The organism is Pseudomonas sp. ADAK18, from assembly GCF_012935695.1.
In the GTDB taxonomy this organism is placed as follows: Bacteria; Pseudomonadota; Gammaproteobacteria; order Pseudomonadales; family Pseudomonadaceae; genus Aquipseudomonas.
The window spans coordinates 5,280,422-5,300,673 of record NZ_CP052859.1 but is presented as its reverse complement, the minus strand read 5'-3'; the positions used below and the strand labels follow the sequence as shown (position 1 = coordinate 5,300,673).

The following is a 20,252-nucleotide window of genomic DNA, read 5'->3' as shown; positions in this document are numbered from 1 at the left end:
CCCAGGAACTTGCCAGACTGTCGCCCTGTTTTGTTGCCCTTCGACGGGCCACTGAACACAGCAGCTGTATAGATAAAGAACGTGGCCCAAAAAAGAAAAATTGGAGCATGACCGAATGAAGGCATTAGGTTTGAAGAACGCTGGCAAGACCCTGCTGGCCTTGTCCCTGATGGGGGCGATGGCGGGCGCGGCACAGGCCGACAACAAAGTGCTGCATATCTATAACTGGTCCGACTACATTGCTCCGGACACCATCGCGAACTTTGAAAAAGAGTCCGGGATCAAGGTGGTCTACGACGTGTTTGACAGCAACGAAACCCTGGAAGCCAAGTTGCTGGCCGGCAAATCCGGTTATGACATCGTTGTACCGTCGAACAACTTCCTGGCCAAGCAGATCAAGGCTGGCGTTTACCAGGAGCTGGACAAGTCCAAGTTGCCTAACTACGACAACCTGAACAAATCGCTGCTTAAAGCCGTGTCCATCAGCGACCCGGACAACAAGCACGCCTTCCCTTACATGTGGGGTTCCATCGGCATCGGCTACAACCCGGAGAAGGTCAAGGCTGCGCTGGGCGTCGACAAGATCGACTCCTGGGATGTGCTGCTCAAGCCAGAGAATATCGCCAAGCTTAAGAGCTGCGGTGTGAGCTTCCTCGATTCGCCAACCGAAATGCTGCCGGTGGCGCTGCATTACCTGGGCCTGCCGACCGACACCCAGAAGAAAGAAGACCTCAAGCAAGCCGAGGCACTGTTCCTCAAACTGCGTCCTTCGATCGGATACTTCCACTCGTCCAAATACATCTCCGACCTGGCCAATGGCAACATCTGCGTAGCCGTCGGTTACTCGGGTGACATCCAGCAGGCCAAGTCCCGTGCTGCTGAAGCGGGTGGCAAGGTCAAGGTTGCCTACGACATTCCGAAAGAAGGTGCTGGCAGCTTCTACGACATGGTCGCCATCCCTAAAGATGCCGAAAACGTCGACGCCGCCTATGCATTCATGAACTACCTGCTCAAGCCGCAAGTCATGGCCACCATCACCGACAGCGTGCGTTTTCCGAACGGTAACGAGAAGGCAACCCCGCTGGTGGACAAGAGCATTACCAGCGACCCGGGCATCTACCCGCCAGCTGATGTGCAAGCCAAGCTGTACGCCATTGCTGACTTGCCCGCTGCAACTCAGCGTGAAATGACGCGTAGCTGGACCAAGATCAAGTCCGGTAAGTAACACCCACCTGTAGCCGCTGCCGCCAGGCTGCGATGGGGCCGAAGGTCCCCACGATGGCAAGAGCACGTCGGCTTCGCCGCCGATCGCAGCCTTCGGCAGCGGCTACAGGGAATTTGAATCACATAAAAGTTTTGCCGGATTGGTTTATCGAGGGTAAGTTGCGCGCCGGTTTAAAAGTCGAGCGGCTTTACTACCGTGCGACCCGGGCAACTTGGGCCCAACTATTCAAGAGGACCTCCACTTGCCAATTTCTTTATTTCGCAAAGCCTTGCTGGTGGGTGCAGGTATCACGCTGGCTGTCAGCGTGCAGGCCGCGCCGACCGTGCATATTTATAACTGGTCGGACTATATCGGCCCCGACACCTTGGCCAACTTTGAAAAGGTCACCGGCATCAAGCCGGTTTATGACGTGTTCGACTCCAACGAAACCCTGGAAGGCAAACTTCTGGCCGGCCGTACCGGTTATGACGTGGTCGTGCCGTCCAACCATTTCCTTGGCAAGCAGATCAAGGCCGGGGCGTTTCAGAAGATCGACAAGTCGTTGCTGACTCACTATTCCAACCTTGATCCGGCGTTGCTCAAGCGCCTGGAAAAGAACGACCCGGGCAATCAGTACGCCGTTCCCTATCTGTGGGGCACCAACGGCATTGGTTACAACGTCGATAAGGTCAAAGAAGTGCTGGGCGTCGACAAGATCGACTCCTGGGCCGTGCTGTTCGAGCCGGAAAACATGAAGAAGTTGGCCAGCTGTGGCGTGTCCTTCATGGACTCGGCGGATGAAATGCTGCCGGCGGTCCTCAACTACATGGGCCTGAACCCCAACAGCGAAAACCCGGCCGACTACAAAAAGGCTGAAGAGAAACTGCTGAAAGTGCGTCCTTACGTGACCTACTTCCATTCTTCCAAATACATCTCCGACCTGGCCAACGGCAATATCTGCGTGGCCGCCGGTTTCTCCGGGGATGTGTTCCAGGCCAAGGCCCGTGCAGCCGAGGCCGGTAAAGGCGTGAACATCGCCTACGCGATTCCGAAAGAAGGCGGCAACCTTTGGTTCGACGTGCTGGCCATCCCAGCGGACGCCAGCAACGTCAAAGAGGCCCACGCCTTCATCAACTATTTACTGCAACCTGAAGTGATCGCTCAGGTCAGTGATTACGTCGGTTACGCCAACCCTAACCCAGGGGCGGACAAACTGATGGAGCAATCGATACGCACTGACGAAGCGGTTTACCCACCGCAGGCGGTTCTCGACCGGACTTTTGTCAACTTCGAGCTACCCCCGAAAGTGCAACGTTTGATGACCCGTAGCTGGACCAAGGTCAAGACGGGCAAGTAAGGCTTAAAGCTCAAACTATCCTGGGCTCGCCCGTATTGGGTGAGCTGCACTCTTTTTTTTCTGGGAGTTTCGTAAATGGCAGTTGCCTCCGGCGCCTATAAGAAAGCCCTCGAGGGCGACCAGACACCTAAAAAGGTGTTGGTCAAAATCGACCGGGTCACGAAAAAATTCGACGAGACGATCGCCGTGGACGATGTGTCCCTGGAAATCAAGAAAGGCGAGATATTCGCCTTGCTCGGCGGATCAGGTTCGGGCAAATCCACCTTGCTGCGCATGCTCGCAGGCTTCGAGCGCCCAACGGAAGGACGCATTTACCTCGACGGTGTGGACATCACCGACATGCCGCCCTACGAGCGGCCAATCAACATGATGTTCCAGTCCTACGCCTTGTTTCCCCACATGACCGTGGCCCAGAACATCGCGTTTGGCTTGCAACAGGACAAGATTCCCAAGGCCGAGGTCGACGCTCGTGTGGCCGAAATGCTCAAGCTGGTGCGGATGAGCGAGTACGCCAAGCGCAAGCCGCATCAACTGTCTGGCGGTCAACGCCAGCGGGTGGCACTGGCGCGTTCCCTGGCCAAGCGTCCGAAGCTGTTGCTGCTGGATGAGCCGATGGGCGCACTGGACAAGAAGCTGCGTTCGCAGATGCAGCTTGAACTGGTCGAAATCATCGAGCGCGTCGGCGTGACCTGCGTGATGGTGACCCACGATCAGGAAGAGGCCATGACCATGGCCGAGCGCATTGCGATCATGCACCTGGGCTGGATTGCCCAGATCGGTAGCCCGATCGATATCTATGAAACGCCTACCAGTCGCCTGGTGTGCGAGTTCATCGGCAACGTCAACATCTTCGAAGGTGAAGTGATCGACGATGCCGAAGGCCACGCGACCATCACCTGCAAGGACCTGGATCGCAACATCTACGTGGGCCACGGCATCAGCACCTCGGTGCAGGACAAATCGGTGACTTACGCGATCCGTCCGGAAAAACTGCTGGTGACCGCCGACATGCCGACCTGCGAACACAACTGGTCCAGCGGCAAGGTCCACGATATCGCCTACCTCGGCGGGCATTCGGTGTTCTACGTTGAACTGCCGAGCGGCAAGCTGGTGCAATCCTTTGTCGCCAACGCCGAACGTCGTGGCGCGCGGCCGACCTGGGGTGACCAGGTCTACGTGTGGTGGGAAGACGACAGCGGCGTGGTACTTCGCTCATGAACATGAAGAAGCTCAAGCGCCAGTTGCAACGAATAACCCCCGGTGGCCGGCATGTGGTCATCGGGATTCCTTTCCTCTGGTTGTTCCTGTTCTTCATGCTGCCGTTCTTCATCGTCTTGAAGATCAGCTTTGCCGAAGCCGACGTAGCGATCCCGCCTTACACCGAGATCTACACCTTCGTTGAGCAGAAACTGCAGTTGGTGCTGAACCTGGCCAACTACGCGATGCTGGGCGACGACGAGTTGTACATCGCCGCGTACCTGGGCTCGCTGAAGATGGCGTTTTTCAGCACGGTGTTGTGCCTGCTGATCGGCTACCCGATGGCCTATGCCATCGCCAGTGCCCGCAAGGAAATGCAGACCGTGCTGGTGCTGCTGATCATGATGCCGACCTGGACGGCGATCCTGATCCGCGTCTATGCGTGGATGGGCATCCTCAGCAACAACGGCTTGCTCAACGGCTTCCTGATGTCCATGGGGCTGATCAACGAACCGTTGCAGATCCTCAACACCAATATCGCGGTGTATATCGGCGTGGTGTATTCCTACCTGCCGTTCATGATCCTGCCGCTGTACGCCAACCTGGTCAAACACGACCAGAGCTTGCTGGAAGCCGCATCGGACCTGGGTTCAAGCACCTTCAACAGCTTCTGGAAAATCACCGTGCCGCTGTCCAAGAACGGCATCATTGCCGGCTGCATGCTGGTGTTTATCCCGGTGGTGGGCGAGTTCGTGATCCCGGAACTGCTGGGCGGTCCGGAAACCCTGATGATCGGTAAAGTGTTGTGGCAAGAATTCTTCAACAACCGTGACTGGCCGGTGGCGTCTGCCCTGGCGGTGGTGATGCTGGCGATCCTGATCGTGCCGATCATCCTGTTCAACCGCAGCCAAGCCAAAGAGATGGAGGGCAAGATATGAAGCGCGTCAGTTTCTCAAGCTTCATGCTGGTGGCGGGGTTGTTGTTCATCTACCTGCCGATGCTGATCCTGGTGATCTACTCGTTCAACGAATCCAAACTGGTAACGGTGTGGGGCGGCTGGTCGATCAAATGGTATGTGGGCCTGCTGGATAACACCCAACTGATGGGCTCGGTGGCCCGCTCCCTGGAAATCGCCTGCTACACGGCGGTGGCGGCGGTGGCGTTGGGTACGTTGGCGGCCTTCGTGCTGACGCGCATCAGCCACTTCAAGGGCCGCACGCTGTTTGGCGGCCTGGTGACTGCGCCGCTGGTAATGCCTGAAGTGATCACCGGTCTGTCGCTGTTGCTGCTGTTCGTGGCCATGGCGCAGATGATCGGTTGGCCCCAGGAGCGTGGCATCGTCACCATCTGGATTGCCCACACGACGTTCTGTGCGGCGTATGTGGCGGTGGTGGTGTCGGCGCGCTTGCGTGAGCTGGACCTGTCGATTGAAGAAGCGGCGATGGATTTGGGCGCGCGGCCGTGGAAGGTGTTCTTCCTGATCACCATCCCGATGATCGCGCCGTCGTTGGCGGCGGGCGGGATGATGTCCTTCGCGCTGTCCCTGGATGACCTGGTATTGGCCAGCTTTGTGTCCGGTCCGGGCTCCACGACTCTGCCGATGGAAGTGTTCTCGGCGGTGCGCCTGGGGGTTAAACCGGAGATCAACGCCGTGGCCAGCCTGATTCTGCTGGCGGTGTCGTTGGTGACCTTCTGCGTATGGTTCTTCAGCCGTCGTGCCGAAGAGCTGCGCAAGAAAGCGATCCAACAGGCCATCGAAGAAGCGGCGGCTGATGGCTGGAAACAGCCGGATGCGCGTCGGGCGCAAGCCCCGGTCTAAACAGGTCTACCTGAAGAAACCGGATCAAAATGTGGGAGCGGGCTTGCTCGCGAATGTGGAGTGTCAGTCAAATATGCATCAACTGACCCACCGCTTTCGCGAGCAAGCCCGCTCCCACACAAGCCCGCTCCCACATTTGATTGCATTCCAATTAGGTCAGCCTACCCAAGGCGACTTACGAATCACCTCGACAAAGTTCATCGGCTTGAACCCCGGCACCTGATCCACCAACACATCAGTCTTCACGTTGCCAAACGTGGTTTGCGGGCGATGGCGCAAGCCGTCGGCAAAGGCGCAGATGATGCACTCCTTGAACCCTTCACCGCGTGGATGCGCATGCACCACGGCTTCGCGCTGCACCTGAGTAAAAGCCGCGTATTCCATGCCCAGCACGTCCATTTCCACGCCAGCCGTCAGCAAGGCCACGGTCGGGCGTAGATGTTTGGGCACCCCCGGCGTGGTGTGCAGGGCGATGGACAACCAGACCTGCTCGATATCGTCATCGCTCAGCCCGTAAGGCTTGAGGAAGTCGGCGGCGGCGTTGGCGCCATCCACTTCAAAGCGTTCGTCATCACTGCGGTGACCTTCCACCAGACCGAGGTCATGGAACATCGCGCCGACGTACAAAAGTTCTGGGTTGTAGGCCAGCTGTTGGCGCTCACCGCTCAAGGCGCCGAACAGAAATACCCGGCGGGAGTGGTGGTACAACAGGTCGGATTCGATATCGCGGATGTATTCGGTGGTGGCTTTGGCCAAGGCGCTATCCGGGATCTTGATGCCGGCAATGGTGGTGCTCATGGTCGTTATCCTCAAGAAAGCGCCGGGTTGGCGCTGATGAGTCCAGTCTGCTCGCGTACCCGCGAGGAGGCCATCGCGGCGAGGATGCGATCCCGGCCAATGTGCCGCGATATCGCGCCAGCCGGAATAGTCTCTTGAAGCCTGCCAGGATCAAATGTGGGAGCGGCGGTGCGACGATTCGACTTGCTCGCGAAAGCGGTATATCAGTTAATGAATGTGTCGACTGAACAGCCGCCTTCGCGAGCAAGTCGCACCGCCGCTCCCACAGGGGGTTTGCATTTATTCAGTTAGAAAAAGGTGTCTCTCCCCATGGGCAAAACCGTCGCCATCCTGATCTTCCCCGGCGTCCAGTCGCTGGACGTGACCGGTCCCATGGATGTGTTTTGCGAGGCCAACCGTTTTCTGCCGCCAGAGGATCACTACCAACTGGAGGTGCTTGGCCTGGATCACGGCAGCATGGCCTGTTCCAACGGGTTGTCCTTGCAGGCCCATCGGCATTTCAGCGAAGCGCTGCAGCCGTATGACTTGCTGTTGATGGCCGGCGGTCCGCAACTGCCATTCCTGGATTTTGGTCGGACGTTCGATGACTGGTTGCGCGAAGCCAGCGCCAGGGCCAAGCGTTTCGGTTCGATATGCAACGGTGCCTTCATGCTCGCTCGTGCCGGTTTGCTGGACGGCCGCACTGTCACCACCCACTGGGGTGATGCCGCCGCGCTGACGAGTTTGTGCCCGTTGACCCAAGTAGAAGCTGACCGGCTCTACGTGCAAGACGGCAACCTCTACACCTCCGCCGGGGTGACGGCGGGCATCGACCTGTCGCTGTATTTACTGGCCCAGGACCACGGACCGGAAGTGGCGCTCAGTGTGGCCAAACGTCTGGTGGTATTCACCCAGCGCTCGGGTGGGCAGTCGCAGTTCAGCCCCTTCCTGACACCGCATGCTGAATCGACCTCGGCGGTGGCCCTGGTGCAGTTGTATGTGTTGGCGAACCTGACGGGGGATTTGACCATCGCCGACCTGGCCAAGGCGGCGAACATGAGCGCGCGCAATTTCTCCCGGGTGTTTGCCCGAGAAGCGCAGATCACCCCGGCGGAGTTTGTCGAGCGGGCGCGGGTGGATGCGGCGCGGGTGATGCTGGAAAGCGGCAGCGCACCGCTGAAAACGGTGGCCTATCAATGCGGATTCCGCGATGCCCAGCACATGCGCAGTGTATTCAACCGCCGGCTTGGGGTGACGCCGCAACAATTCAGGCTGAATTTCGCGGCGCCGATCTGAAGCCAACGCTGGTCCAAATGTGGGAGCGGGCTTGCTCGCGAAAGCGGTGTAACAGTCGATATCTCCGGTGACTGACACTCCGCTTTCGCGAGCAAGCCCGCTCCCACATTTGGACCTGTTTCTTCAGTTATTGCGGCGTTCGGGCCGGCAAAAGCTTGAGTGTGCCGCGCGTATTCGCGGTCACTTCCTCATCATTGAAATGCGCCTGTTCATACCCGCCCTCGATATAGGTTTCTGCCTGGTCGGAGTAGTGCTTGTCGAACGGCACGCCGCTTTGTCCCACCGGGTTGATAGTCAGCGCGTGGGCGGCGTCGGCGAAGTCGATCAGGCGTCGGGTGGAGGGGCCGTAGTTGACCGGCCACGGCGCCGGGCCGATCTTGGCGGACAGGTTGTTGGGTACTTCGTGGGTGCCGGGGGCGGCGAACGGGCCGACGTTAAAGACCCGGTCCAGTGGTTTCTGGGAGCCCAATGGGTGAGCATGGGTCAGGGTGTGCGCTTTGCCCCATTGCCACTGTGTCGGGTCATCGCCCAAGGTGACCTTGAGGTGCTTGAGGCTGTTGTCCCAGGCGAGCTTGACGGTGTCGGCGCGGCTTGTCTTCCACCACGGTGAATCCGGCGACGCCGCCAGGCGTGGCAGGGCGGCATCGACGACGCGGGTGGTGATCAGGGTTTCAAACAGGTTGTCGCCCAGCTTGTCATGCATCGCCGCATACGCCAGGTCGTAGAGGAACTGGTTGAACAACGTGGCACTGGTGGAGTCCAGCGGATAATCACCTTTCCACGTCGCCAGTTGCTCCACCAGCTTCAACTCGGCCGGATCCTTGACCACGTCGCGCAACACCGGCAGCAGCGACGCCATAAACCGTGGCCCGTAGGCGTTGGTGGTGCCCAGTTGCAAGGCCTGGCTGTTGTCCAGGTCCCATTTCACGCTGTTGTCGCTTAACTGCGTGTTCAACTGCTGGCCACGATCCGCCAGGTTGTAGTAGCCGGGGATCTCCATGCCGGTGGGCGATACGGGTTGGGCATTGGCCGAGATGATATAACCCCGCGCCGGGTTTTCTTCCTGGGGGTTGGCGCTGAACGGGTAGAAGCCCAGCTTGTCGGCCTGGGCCGTGCTGCCATCGAGGATAAACCCGGGATTGACCCCGGCCGGGCGGATCGGCAATTGCGCGGCGGCCCACCAGCCAATATCGCCCTTGGCATTGGCCCAGACTATATTCAATCCTGGCGCCTGGACCTTGGACGCAGCGCTACGGGCCTTGGCGAGGGTGTCGGCACGATTGAGCTGGTAGAAACCTTCGAGGATTGGGTCGTCGGTCTCCAGGAAGGCCCACCACATGGCGATCGGCGTCTTGCCGGCATTCTCGCCGAGCACGTCATTGATGATCGGGCCGTGGGGCGATCGGCGCAGGGTGATAATCACCGGGGCCTGGCCCTTGACGGCAATCTGTTGCTCGCTGCTGGTCATGTCGACCCATTGGCCGTGGTACCAGACCTGATTGGGGTTGTCCGGGTTGACCTTCTCGGCGATCAGGTCCACGTCATCGTTCTGGAACATGGTCAGGCTCCAGCCGAAATCCTTGTTGTGCCCCAGGAACGCCACGGGCACCAAGGCGTTGTGATAGCCGTAGAGCTCAAAGCCCGGCGCTGACAGCTGTGCTTCGTACCACACCGACGGTACAGAGAAACGGATATGCGGATCACCCGCCAGCAACGGCTTGCCACTTTTGGTCCGCGAGCCGCTGATGGCCCAGGCGTTGCTGCCTTCATATTGCGGCAGGCCGTTGTCGGCCAGGGCCTGTTCGCTCAATTGGGCGAGGGCGCCCAAGTCTTTCCAATCGCCGGCGGCCAGGTTCAACGCGCCCTTGGGTTGCCAGTCGAGGTCGAAGATTTTCAGGTAATCGCTGCCCAACTGATCCCGTACGTAGGTCAGCAGCGGCTCGGTACGAAATGCGGCGGCAAAGCTGTAGGCGAGATAGCCGGCGACGCTGATGGTGTCCTCGGCGGTAAACGGGCGCTTGGGGATGCCCAGTACGTCGAACTCCATGGGTTTGGCGTGGCTGTCCTGATATTGGTTGATCCCGTCCAGATAGGCTTGCAGGGCTTTCCAGGCCGCAGACTCGTGATCCATATGCTCCACGTAACTCAAGGCACGCTCACGAATGCGCAGGCTGCGAAACATCTTGTCGGTTTCCAGCAGCTTCGGCCCCAGCACTTCGGCCAATTCGCCGCGGGAAAGGCGGCGCATGATTTCCATCTGGAACAGGCGGTCCTGGGCATGTACATAGCCCAGGGCGCGGTACAGGTCAGTCTCATTCTCGGCGCGAATATGCGGTACGCCACGGTCGTCGTAGCGCACGGTGACGGAGCCTTGCAGGTGGGCAAGTTCCACCGTGCCCTGGCGGGTCGGTTGCTTGCTGTACACATACCAGCCGGCGCCGAGGGCGATCAGCACTACCAGAACCGCGAGTACCTGCAAGACGCGCTTCATCAAGATTCCTTACTAAAAATGGGGCGGCGATCTACAAACCTTCCGGCCACGAACAATAGCAGCCCACCGCCAGAGTGTGGGTCGCATTGACCTCGCGCCCGCTCTCCAGGGCTTGCAGGATCGGTTCAATAAAGCTGTTACTGGAGTTACAGGTCAGCCCTTCGCTGTAGGGCCCGAAGTACGCCAGCTTGCCGCTGTGATCCCAAATGCCCACGGCAGGGCTGGCGGGGACGTGTTCGGCGCCGGGCAGGGCGTTGATGACTTTCATTGTGCCGAGGGTGGCGGGCAACTGGCCGTGAGTGCCGCTTTTTTGCAGGGAGTAAAACTCCACACCTTGGGGCGCGTACTGTTCGATCAGTTCGCTCAGATGCTGTTGATTACCGACATTGCACGGGCAAGCCGGGTCCCAGAAGTGCACCAGGCGAATGGGGCCGGGACCGGCGAGGTCGGCGGGCAGCTTCAGCAGGTCTCCGGAGAACACCGCCGTGTGTTCGCTGAAGGCTCGCAGATAACGCCCCTGGAACCAGTCATACGCTGCCCACAGCACGCCGGCGCAGACAAGTGCGATCAGGCTGGCGAACAAGCTTGTACGGTAGGGCTGTCGCATTCGGATCAATCCTCGCAGGACGCGTAGCTTGCCATGCTTGCCCTGACAGATGAATATCGCAGGTCGATAAAACCTGTTCAGTGCAATGAGCCTCAGTCTGGAACCTCTTATGCCCGTTACTTTTGACCCTGATCATCTACGCGAAAGCTTGCGGCCCCTGGTGGATGCGCAGCCGCTTTCGGTCGAAGCCCGGGTCTACCAGCGCTTCTATGGCCTGGACCTGCCGGGGCGCAAAGTACCGGTGGTCAGCCGCCTGGGGCGTTTCGACGTGGATGGGTTCGAGGTGGTCGCCCAGGTCTGGTGGCCGCAGCAACCGCCGGTAGCCACGATGTTTATGTACCACGGCTTCTACGATCACATGGGGCTGTACCGGCATGTGGTGGAGTGGGCGCTGGACCAGGGCTTCGTGGTGATCGCCTGCGATCTGCCGGGCCATGGCTTGTCCAGTGGCGAACGGGCCAGCATCGATGATTTCGCGGTGTATCAGCATGTGGTGCAGGCGCTGTTTGACCAAGCCAAGGCGTTGCAACTGCCGCAACCCTGGCACCTGTTCGGACAAAGCACGGGTGGGGCGATTGTGGTGGATCACTTGCTCAGTGACGGCGCGGCCAGTCCGGCACAGGGCAAGACGTTCCTATTGTCACCTCTGGTTCGCCCGCGTGCCTGGGGTTGGTCACAGTTGAGCTATTACCTGCTCAGGCCCTTCGTCAAAGGCATCGCCCGACGCTTCAGCGATAACACCAACGACCCGCAGTTCAAGCCGTTCCTGGAGGCCGACCCCTTGCAGCCACGCCAACTGCCCACCGCCTGGGTAGGGGCGCTGGCCCGCTGGATCAAGCGCATCGAAGCCGCACCCCGCAGCACGCGCAGGCCGGTGATTGTGCAGGGTGAGGAAGACATGACGGTGGATTGGCAGCACAACTTGCAGGTGCTGCGAGGGAAGTTCGATCAGCCGGAGATCCTGATGCTGCCTCGGGGCAGGCATCATCTGGCCAATGAGCTTCCGGAGATTCGGCAGGAGTACTTCAAGTACCTCACCGAGCACTTGAACTAATCGACCCCTGTAGCCGCTGTCGAGGCACGAGGCTGCGATGGGTTGCGAAGCGACCCCCGAGGGCGGTCCTGCGGACACGCATCGCAGCCTCATTCCTCGGCCGCGGCTACAGGTGATCAGGTGATCAGGTGATCAGGTGATCAAGGCGCCAGGCTTGAAGTGCTTTGCCCGACGGCCAGGCCAGCACGGATCGCCGCCAGCGCCGCCTGGTAATACGCCTTGCCCTCAGGCGACTCGGCGAATGTCGCGAACTCTTCCAACTCCGGGTCGGACAAATCTCGGTAGACGTACAGCAGCGTGTTGTTCAAGTCATTGCCGATCTGCTGCATCAGCCGCTCGCGCTGACCATTCAACATGCCTTGTGCCTGCCCACCCCCGAGCAGGCCCGGGATCATCTGGCTCAAGCTGTCGGCCGCCACACCGGCAATCGCCAGGCTGACTTCCGCACCGGCTTCACGGGCGGGCAGGGCCTGGGCCAGGTGGCCGATGATCAGGCTGCGGGTAGCGTCCGCTTTCATCTGCGGCAGGCCTTGGGCATTTTTCGCCAACTGATCACGACGGGTCGCCAGCAGTTCGGCGGCGACAATCTTGCGACCCAGAGGCGTCTGGAAAAACGCCAGGGCGGGCGCAGGGTCCGCCAGGTTCTTGCGCAACTGGGCTTCGGCCCGCTGATCCATGGCCTTGGGCGCGAAGCGTTTACTGCTGTTATCCACCAACGCTTGGTACACGGCGGGCGGCAAACTGTTGCGATAGCGTTGCTGGGCAGCACTCAAGGCGTCATTGAAATGCGCGCGTTGTTCTGGCCAGCCGGCGACCGTGTACAACTGGTCATGGCTGTCTGCCCAGGCGGGCAAAACGCAGAACATCAGCAAGGAAAAAAACAAACGACGCATATGGACTCCTGTCAGTCGGCCACTATTGTCCGTGTCGGGCGTAGGATTTGTCGAGAAGTCCTATCAGTCACCTGACTAAAGTGTATTCAGACGCTCGGCGGCTCTGTCGGATTCAAAGGCGTATGGATACTATGCGCGCCATGCAAATACCCTACGATCACCCGCTGCTGCTAAGCATCGTCGACGACCTGGCCGTGAAAGGCTGGTCGCAGCAGAACATCTTCCTGCCCGAGGCTCTGACCCTCGAACTGGCTGCTGAGTGCCATAAACGCGCCGCCGAAGGGGAATTGGCACCGGCGGCTGTCGGACGCGGGCCGTTCCAGGAGATTCGCGAGGGGATTCGGGGCGATCATATTCAGTGGCTGGAGCCCGGCCAGGCGGCGATTTGTGACACTTATCTCAACCTGATGGACAGCCTGCGGCTGGCGATGAACCGTGGCTTGTTCCTGGGCCTGGAGGATTTCGAAAGCCACTTCGCGATGTACCCGCAGGGGGCGTTTTACCTCAAGCACGTTGACCGCTTTCGCGATGACGACCGGCGCATGGTCTCGGCGGTGGTCTATCTGAACGATGCCTGGTTGCCTGAGCACGGCGGTCAGTTGCGTATGTACCTCAAAGACAACGTTGAATACGATGTGGTACCCACTGGCGGTTGCCTGATGGTGTTCCTGTCGGGGGAAGTGCCCCACGAAGTCCTGCCCGCTACCCGCGAACGCCTGTCCTTGACGGGTTGGTTTCGCCGGCGGGGTAACGAGCCGTTTTAATCATGGAAAAAATCCTGATCAGTCGTTGCCTGCTCGGGCACCGGGTGCGCTACGACGGCGGGGCCAGCGGGCCGTTCGACCAACTGGCGGCGTGGCTGGCCGAAGGTCGAGTAGTCGCGGTGTGCCCGGAAGTGGCCGGTGGCTTGCCGACGCCACGACCGCCTGCCGAGATTCCGGGCGGGCAGGGGATCGATGTCTGGGAAGGCCGCGCACAGGTGCTGACGGCTGAAGGTGAAGATTTCAGCGAAGCCTTCCTCGATGGCGCCCGTCAGGCGTTGGCATTGGTGCGGCGCCATAACATCCGCATTGCCGTGCTCAAGGCCAATAGTCCGTCGTGTGGCAACCTGTTGACCTATGACGGCACGTTCACTGGGGTGAAGGTGAGCGGAGAAGGGGTGACGGCGGCGCTGCTCAAGCGCCACGGGGTGTTGGTGTTCAGTGAGCTGGAGTTGCCCGAGGCGGCAACTGCCTTGGCACAGCTCTCAAACCCGACCTAGATCAAATGTGGGAGCTGGCTTGCCTGCGATAGCATCACTGCGGTGTGACTGACGCACCGAGGTGTCTGCATCGCCGGCAAGCCAGCTCCCACATTGACCGAATCGCTTACTGGGCCTTCGCCACCGGCTTGCTCGCATCCATCCCCAACCACTTTTCCGACAACGCTGTCAGCCGACCATCGGCCTTCACTCGCTGCAATGCCTTGTCCAGGCTGGCCTTGAACGCTGGATTACCCTTCTGGAACGGAATCGCCAGGCTCAACGTCGGACCGACCGCTGCCCCTTCTTTCACCGGTAGCTGGCTGTCACGAATCGCATAGGGAATCAGCAAGCGATCACTGATGGCCGCATCAATCTGCTGGTCGGCGACGTCCTTGATTGGCTGTTTGGCATCGGGGTAACTGCGCAGGTCCACGCCCTCAGCGGTGCGTGCCTGCTCGACAAACTGGCTGCCTTGCGCCACGCCCAATGCCTTGCCCTTGAGCGCTTCGAAGCTGCTCAGCGGGCGTTTCTCTTGCTTGCGCACAATCAACTGCGCGTTGGAGTAGCTGTAGGGCTCACTGAAATCGAACCGATCCTGCAGTTCAGGAGTCATAGCGATATGGTTGATCGCCACGTCGTACCTGCCGCTTTCCACCCCGGGCAGCAAGTCGGCGCCATCGATGGTGACGAAGGAGGCGCGGACGTCCATCTCGTTGGCCAGCAACTCACCCAGTTCCACTTCAAAGCCTGTGAGTTTGTCGCCCTCCTTGAAGTTGAACGGCGGCGTGTTGGCTTCCAGGGCGATACGCAACTCACCGCGATCAAACACATCGTCGATCAATTCGGCGTGAGCCAAGGGGCTCATAAGGGGAAGCAAAAGTAACAGGCCAGGCAGAAACCGCATGGTCACTCCTAAAGAATTCTAATGAGCGAGGTGCCGTTCAGGCTCGCTTTGCTATGGTGTTGTGTGCCGTTGGACAGCAATTTGTCGTGAAGTTGTCATAACCCTACAGATTTCACCGAAAAACTGGAGAAGCGAATGAAAGCCTTTTTGTCTCATGTCACCCTGGCCAGCCTGCTGCTGGGTGCTTCGATGCTGGCAACCGCCGCTGACGGTATCCCCCGCAGCGCTCCGCCGGAAGGTGCCAAAGTATTTATCGTCTCGCCGAAAGACGGCGCGACGGTCGATAAAACCTTCACCGTGAAGTTCGGCATGGAAGGCCTGAAGCTGGCGCCAGCCACCGACCAGACTCCTGGCACCGGTCACCACCACCTACTGGTAGACCAGAAAGCGCTGCCGGACGCCAGCGTGCCAATCCCGGCCACCGACACCGTGATTCATTACGGCAAGGCCCAGACCGAAACCGAATTGACCCTCACCCCAGGCAAGCACACCTTGCAATTGGTGGCCGGGGACAAGCTGCACATGCAGTTCAACCCGACTGTAGCGTCGAAAGTCATCACGGTTAACGTCAAGTAAGATTTGTTCAGACGTAAAAAAGGGAGCCCCGAGGGGCTCCCTTTTTCATGGACGCTTGAAACCTTAGAACAACACGCGGCTACGGATAGTGCCGTTGATGTGCTGCAACTTCTCTTGCGCCAGGTCCGAGTACTCGGCGTCTACGTCGATCACCACGTAGCCGACTTTCTCGTTGGTCTGCAGGAACTGACCGGAAATGTTGATGCCATTTTCCGCGAAGACCTTGTTGATCTCCATCATCACACCCGGAATGTTCTGGTGGATGTGCAGCAGACGGTGCTTGCCAGGGTGAGCCGGCAGCGCCACTTCCGGGAAGTTGACCGAGGACACCGACGTACCGTTGTCGCTGTACTTGACCAGCTTTTCAGACACTTCCAGGCCGATGTTGGCTTGGGCTTCAGCGGTAGAACCGCCGATGTGCGGGGTCAGGATCACGTTGTCCAGGCCACGCAGCGGGCTTTCGAAGATGTCGTCATTGGAGCGAGGCTCTACTGGGAACACGTCGATGGCGGCGCCGATCAGGTGCTTGTCCTTGATCGCGTTGGCCAGGGCATCCAGTTCGACCACGGTACCGCGAGCGGCGTTGATCAGGATCCCGCCTTTCTTGATAGCGCGGATTTCCTTCTCGCCGATCATCCACTGGGTTTCAGCGGTTTCAGGAACGTGCAGGGTGACGATATCCGACATGCCCAGCAGTTCGGTCAGGCTGGCCACTTGAGTGGCGTTACCCAATGGCAGCTTGGTCAGGGTGTCATAGAAGAACACCTGCATGCCCAGGCCTTCGGCCAATACCGACAATTGCGTGCCGATCGAGCCGTAACCGACGATACCCAGCTTCTTGCCGCGGATTTCGAAGGAATTGGCCGCGCTCTTGATCCAGCCGCCACGGTGGCAGGAAGCGTTCTTCTCAGGGATGCCGCGCAGCAGCAGGATCGCTTCCGCCAGCACCAGCTCCGCGACGGAACGGGTGTTGGAGTACGGTGCGTTGAACACCGCGATGCCGCGCTCGCGCGCTGCATTGAGGTCGACCTGGTTGGTGCCGATGCAGAAACAACCTACAGCAACAAGCTTCTTGGCGTGATCGAAGATTTCTTCGGTCAGCTGAGTGCGGGAGCGAATGCCGATAAAGTGCGCGTCGGCGATCTTTTCCTTGAGCTGGGCTTCCGGCAGAGAACTGGTGATGTACTCAATGCTGGTGTACCCGGCGGCCTTCAGGACGTCGACGGCCGATGGGTGGACGCCTTCCAGAAGAAGGAACTTGATCTTGCTCTTATCGAGAGAAGTCTTGCTCATCTGCGTAAACCTGTATCCCGGAGAAAAATGGCAGGGAATCGAGCAGTTAGTGCCCTGAATCAGTGCACAAGAGCTGACCCGGACGGCAGGAAAGCCGTCATCGCAGAACGCCCTTGGGCTCTGTCCTGCGGGGGCGGTATGCTAGCATACGTGCCCCGCTAAACACCCATTCCTGCGACGTGAAGCGTTCTCAGGATGACCATGAATTGTTCGAGAGTTCTGTCGATGACCCATCCTGCCCTGATTGATGAGCTAAAGACCCTGGTTGAGCCAGGCAAGGTCCTGACCGATGCCGACTCCCTGAATGCTTACGGCAAGGATTGGACCAAGCATTTCGCCCCGGCCCCCGTCGCCATCGTCTTCCCCAAGACCATCGAACAGGTGCAGGCCATCGTCCGTTGGGCCAATGAACACAAGGTGGCGCTGGTGCCGTCCGGTGGTCGTACCGGTCTGTCAGCCGCTGCCGTTGCTGCCAATGGCGAAGTGGTGGTGTCGTTCGACTACATGAACCAGATTCTCGATGTGAACCTCACCGACCGCACCGCCGTGTGCCAGCCGGGCGTGGTCACCAAGCAATTGCAGAACGTGGCCGAAGAAAAAGGCCTGTACTACCCGGTGGACTTCGCCTCGTCCGGCTCCAGCCAGATTGGCGGCAACATCGGCACCAATGCGGGCGGGATCAAGGTGATTCGCTACGGCATGACCCGCAACTGGGTGGCTGGCATGAAAGTGGTCACTGGCAAGGGCGACTTGCTTGAACTGAACAAAGACCTGATCAAGAACGCCACCGGCTACGACCTGCGCCAACTGTTTATCGGCGCCGAAGGCACCTTGGGCTTTGTGGTCGAAGCGACCATGCGCCTGGACCGTGCGCCGAAAAACCTCACCGCGATGGTCCTCGGTACCGCCGACTTTGACTCGATCATGCCGGTGCTGCACGCCTTCCAGAGCAAGCTGGATCTGACCGCCTTCGAGTTCTTCTCCGACAAGGCCCTGGCCAAGGTCCTCGCCCGTGGCGACGTCCCGGCGCCGTTTGAATCCGAATGCCCGTTCTACGCGCTGCTGGAATTTGAAGCGACCACCGAAGAAGTGGCCAACCACGCCCTTGAAACCTTTGAGCACTGCGTCGAGCAAGGCTGGGTGCTGGACGGTGTAATGAGTCAGAGCGAAACCCAGCTGCATAATCTGTGGAAGCTGCGTGAGTACATCTCCGAGACCATTTCCCACTGGACCCCGTACAAGAACGACATTTCGGTCACCGTGTCGAAAGTGCCGGCTTTCCTGAAGGAAATCGATGCGATCGTCGGCGAATACTACCCGGACTTCGAAATCGTCTGGTTCGGCCACATCGGTGACGGCAACCTGCACTTGAACATCCTCAAACCGGATAGCCTGTCCAAGGACGAGTTCTTCGCCAAATGCGCCACCGTCAACAAGTGGGTATTCGAAACCGTCGAGAAGTACAACGGCTCGATCTCCGCCGAGCACGGCGTGGGCATGACCAAACGCGATTACCTGACTTACAGCCGTTCCCCGGTTGAAATTGAATACATGAAGGCAGTGAAGGCGGTGTTTGACCCGAACGGGATCATGAACCCGGGCAAGATCTTCGCTGTTTAACGGTCACGCCAGAGGAGCCGGTCAATGAGCTATCAGCACAAGTATGTCGACGGGACCAACATCCACTTTCCCCTGGGAAAAGTGGTGTGTATTGGGCGCAACTACGCCGAACACGCCAAGGAACTGGACAATCCGGTGCCCACCGAACCCCTGCTGTTCATCAAGCCGGGCAGCTGTGTGGTGGCGCTGGAAGGTGGCTTCACCATTCCGGTCGAACGCGGTTCGGTGCATTACGAAGCAGAAATCGCCGTGTTGATCGGCAAGCCGCTGTCCACCAAGCCAAGCCGCGAAGAAGTGCTGGATGCTATCTCCGGTTTCGCCCCGGCCCTGGATTTGACCCTGCGTGACAAGCAGGCCGAGCTCAAGGCCAAGGGCCTGCCGTGGGAGATCGCCAAGTCCTTCGACGGTGCGGCAGTGATTGCCCCCTTCGTGGTGGGCAGCACCTTCCCGGACCTGACCGACATCGGCATTCGCCTCACCATCAATGGTGAAGTGCGCCAGGACGGTAACAGCGCGATCATGCTCAACCCGATCATCCCGATGATCCAGCACATGGCCGGCTGCTTTTCGCTGCAGGCCGGTGATGTGATCCTCACCGGCACGCCCGTGGGTGTGGGGCCGCTGAATGTGGGTGATGAGCTGGTGTTGGAATTGCCGGGCGTGAGCCGCTTCGAAAGCAGCGTTCGCTAAAGGCCGAATGAGGTCAAACTGTGGGAGCGGGCTTGCTCGCGAAAGCGGTGGATCAGTTGATGCATGTTTGACTGGCACCCCGCTTTCGCGAGCAAGCCCGCACATTGTTTTGCGTGTACCCGTAGAGGTCTTTTTGCATTTTTTTCACACGCCACCCGGATAATCATCGGCCTCCTGCGCGCGGGCTTGTTGATCCTGTGCTATCCCCTATAGCTGACTTTCTGGAAAGCTCTCCCAATGGCCGTGCCCGTTCCCACCTCAAAGCCCGCTCGCCGTTCACGTTTCTTCATGCGTTGGTACTCCTGGTTGTTGCTCGTCGGGGTGATTACCTATGGTGTTTCCTGGTTGATGCATTGGGACGATCGTGGCGTGTTGTGGGTGGAGGAGCATTTCGAAACACCGGCAGAGCGCCAAGAGAGTGTCTGGCTTCCGGATTACCGTGCCGTGATTGATGCCAAGTTGCTGCCCGGCATGGAGAAGGACGAAGCCTCGGACCTGACCTACAACCCCCAGACCAAGACCCTGTTCTCGGTCATGGGCAAGAATCCATTCCTGGTGGAATTGACCCTGCAAGGCGACGTGCTGCGCAAGATGCCGCTGGTGGGCTGGAACAACCCGGAAGGCGTGACAGTGATGGAGAATGGCGTCATGGCCATTGTCGATGAGCGCATGCATACCCTGACTCTGATCAAGGTCGACGCCAGTACCCAGCAACTGACCTTCGCCGATTTCCCCACCTACGACCTTGGCCCTTCGAAGAACCAGAACAAAGCCTTTGAAGCTGTTACCTGGGACAAGCGCAACCAGCAGTTGGTGTTGGGCGAAGAGCGTCCACCGGCCTTGTTCACCTGGAAAAGCGACGGCAGCCAGACACTGACCGGCGACAAGCAAAAGCAGCCCAGTGACGAACTGGACATGCGCAATCTCTCCGCACTGAGTATCGACCCGCGCACCGGCCATATGCTGGCGTTGTCGGCCGATTCCCATCTGCTGCTGGAGCTGGATGAAAAAGGCCAGCAGGTCAGCTTCATGGTTCTGCTGGGCGGCTTCAACGGCCTGAAAAACACCATCCCACGCGCGGAAGGCGTGACCATGGACGAGAGCGGTACGTTGTACATGGTCAGTGAGCCGAACCTGTTCTATCGCTTCGAGAAGCAGAAGCAGTAGACCGATTACGTCAGATTGTTCTCTGTCTGCGGCATCGACCAGACACTAGGAGCGTTTAAGTTTA

The 20,252-nt window shown here is 59.3% G+C and carries 19 protein-coding genes; 13 read left to right on the top strand and 6 right to left on the bottom strand.

From position 1 onward, the window contains the following. Positions 1–130 precede the first annotated feature (130 nt). From HKK55_RS24070 to HKK55_RS24050, 5 genes are all read left to right on the top strand, one after another. Complete coding sequence (locus HKK55_RS24070; protein ID WP_169357943.1) at positions 131–1,225, top strand: polyamine ABC transporter substrate-binding protein; 1,095 nt, start codon at positions 131–133, stop codon at positions 1,223–1,225. A gap of 241 nt (positions 1,226–1,466) precedes the next feature. Then, positions 1,467–2,561, top strand: coding sequence for a polyamine ABC transporter substrate-binding protein (locus HKK55_RS24065; protein ID WP_169356889.1), 1,095 nt, complete (start codon positions 1,467–1,469; stop codon positions 2,559–2,561). A gap of 75 nt (positions 2,562–2,636) precedes the next feature. Beyond that, positions 2,637–3,779 (top strand): ABC transporter ATP-binding protein, encoded by a 1,143-nt coding sequence (locus tag HKK55_RS24060; RefSeq protein WP_169356888.1) that lies wholly within the window; start codon positions 2,637–2,639, stop codon positions 3,777–3,779. Further along, entirely contained in the window at positions 3,776–4,696 is a 921-nt protein-coding gene (locus HKK55_RS24055) for an ABC transporter permease subunit (RefSeq protein ID WP_169356887.1), read from the top strand. The genes HKK55_RS24060 and HKK55_RS24055 overlap by 4 nt, the downstream gene beginning before the upstream one ends. After that, positions 4,693–5,577, top strand: a complete 885-nt coding sequence (locus tag HKK55_RS24050) for an ABC transporter permease subunit (protein WP_169356886.1) — start codon at positions 4,693–4,695, stop codon at positions 5,575–5,577. The genes HKK55_RS24055 and HKK55_RS24050 overlap by 4 nt, the downstream gene beginning before the upstream one ends. Before the next feature lie 156 nt (positions 5,578–5,733). On the opposite strand, the gene HKK55_RS24045 is transcribed toward HKK55_RS24050, so the two are convergent. After that, entirely contained in the window at positions 5,734–6,375 is a 642-nt protein-coding gene (locus HKK55_RS24045; protein ID WP_169356885.1) for an HD domain-containing protein, read from the bottom strand. A gap of 309 nt (positions 6,376–6,684) precedes the next feature. Here HKK55_RS24045 and HKK55_RS24040 point away from each other — a divergent pair, with 309 nt between their 5' ends. Continuing rightward, positions 6,685–7,650: a GlxA family transcriptional regulator gene (locus HKK55_RS24040; RefSeq protein WP_169356884.1), complete on the top strand. Its 966-nt coding sequence runs from the start codon at positions 6,685–6,687 to the stop codon at positions 7,648–7,650. A 127-nt stretch (positions 7,651–7,777) separates the two neighbouring features. Here HKK55_RS24040 and HKK55_RS24035 read toward each other — a convergent pair whose 3' ends face one another. Both HKK55_RS24035 and HKK55_RS24030 read right to left on the bottom strand, forming a co-directional pair. Beyond that, positions 7,778–10,141, bottom strand: a complete 2,364-nt coding sequence (locus HKK55_RS24035) for a penicillin acylase family protein (RefSeq protein WP_169356883.1) — start codon at positions 10,139–10,141, stop codon at positions 7,778–7,780. 31 nt (positions 10,142–10,172) lie between these two features. Further along, positions 10,173–10,748 carry a DUF6436 domain-containing protein gene (locus tag HKK55_RS24030; RefSeq protein ID WP_169356882.1) on the bottom strand — a complete coding sequence of 192 codons (576 nt, stop codon included), beginning with the start codon at positions 10,746–10,748 and terminating at the stop codon, positions 10,173–10,175. 109 nt (positions 10,749–10,857) lie between these two features. Here HKK55_RS24030 and HKK55_RS24025 point away from each other — a divergent pair, with 109 nt between their 5' ends. Then, positions 10,858–11,802, top strand: coding sequence for an alpha/beta hydrolase (locus HKK55_RS24025; RefSeq protein ID WP_169356881.1), 945 nt, complete (start codon positions 10,858–10,860; stop codon positions 11,800–11,802). Between the two features lie 140 nt (positions 11,803–11,942). On the opposite strand, the gene HKK55_RS24020 is transcribed toward HKK55_RS24025, so the two are convergent. Next, positions 11,943–12,695, bottom strand: a complete 753-nt coding sequence (locus tag HKK55_RS24020; protein ID WP_169356880.1) for a DUF2059 domain-containing protein — start codon at positions 12,693–12,695, stop codon at positions 11,943–11,945. A 131-nt stretch (positions 12,696–12,826) separates the two neighbouring features. Between HKK55_RS24020 and HKK55_RS24015 the strand changes: the two genes are divergently transcribed. Next, complete coding sequence (locus tag HKK55_RS24015; protein WP_169357942.1) at positions 12,827–13,459, top strand: 2OG-Fe(II) oxygenase; 633 nt, start codon at positions 12,827–12,829, stop codon at positions 13,457–13,459. 2 nt (positions 13,460–13,461) lie between these two features. Continuing rightward, positions 13,462–13,956, top strand: coding sequence for a DUF523 domain-containing protein (locus tag HKK55_RS24010; RefSeq protein WP_169356879.1), 495 nt, complete (start codon positions 13,462–13,464; stop codon positions 13,954–13,956). Positions 13,957–14,062: 106 nt separating this feature from the next. Here HKK55_RS24010 and HKK55_RS24005 read toward each other — a convergent pair whose 3' ends face one another. Beyond that, a complete protein-coding gene (locus HKK55_RS24005) occupies positions 14,063–14,842 on the bottom strand; it encodes a transporter substrate-binding domain-containing protein (RefSeq protein ID WP_169356878.1) in 780 nt (259 codons plus the stop codon). 135 nt (positions 14,843–14,977) lie between these two features. On the opposite strand from HKK55_RS24005, the gene HKK55_RS24000 reads away from it, so the two are divergent. Next, positions 14,978–15,418, top strand: coding sequence for a DUF4399 domain-containing protein (locus HKK55_RS24000; RefSeq protein ID WP_169356877.1), 441 nt, complete (start codon positions 14,978–14,980; stop codon positions 15,416–15,418). A gap of 63 nt (positions 15,419–15,481) precedes the next feature. On the opposite strand, the gene serA is transcribed toward HKK55_RS24000, so the two are convergent. Then, positions 15,482–16,711 carry a phosphoglycerate dehydrogenase gene (serA, locus tag HKK55_RS23995; protein ID WP_155583663.1) on the bottom strand — a complete coding sequence of 410 codons (1,230 nt, stop codon included), beginning with the start codon at positions 16,709–16,711 and terminating at the stop codon, positions 15,482–15,484. A gap of 225 nt (positions 16,712–16,936) precedes the next feature. Here serA and HKK55_RS23990 point away from each other — a divergent pair, with 225 nt between their 5' ends. From HKK55_RS23990 to HKK55_RS23980, 3 genes are all read left to right on the top strand, one after another. Further along, positions 16,937–18,331: an FAD-binding oxidoreductase gene (locus tag HKK55_RS23990; protein WP_169356876.1), complete on the top strand. Its 1,395-nt coding sequence runs from the start codon at positions 16,937–16,939 to the stop codon at positions 18,329–18,331. A gap of 24 nt (positions 18,332–18,355) precedes the next feature. Beyond that, the gene (locus tag HKK55_RS23985; protein ID WP_169356875.1) at positions 18,356–19,021 is read left to right on the top strand and encodes a fumarylacetoacetate hydrolase family protein; all 666 of its coding nucleotides are present in this window, start codon (positions 18,356–18,358) and stop codon (positions 19,019–19,021) included. Positions 19,022–19,258: 237 nt separating this feature from the next. Further along, positions 19,259–20,188 (top strand): SdiA-regulated domain-containing protein, encoded by a 930-nt coding sequence (locus tag HKK55_RS23980; protein WP_169356874.1) that lies wholly within the window; start codon positions 19,259–19,261, stop codon positions 20,186–20,188. Positions 20,189–20,252: the final 64 nt, after the last annotated feature.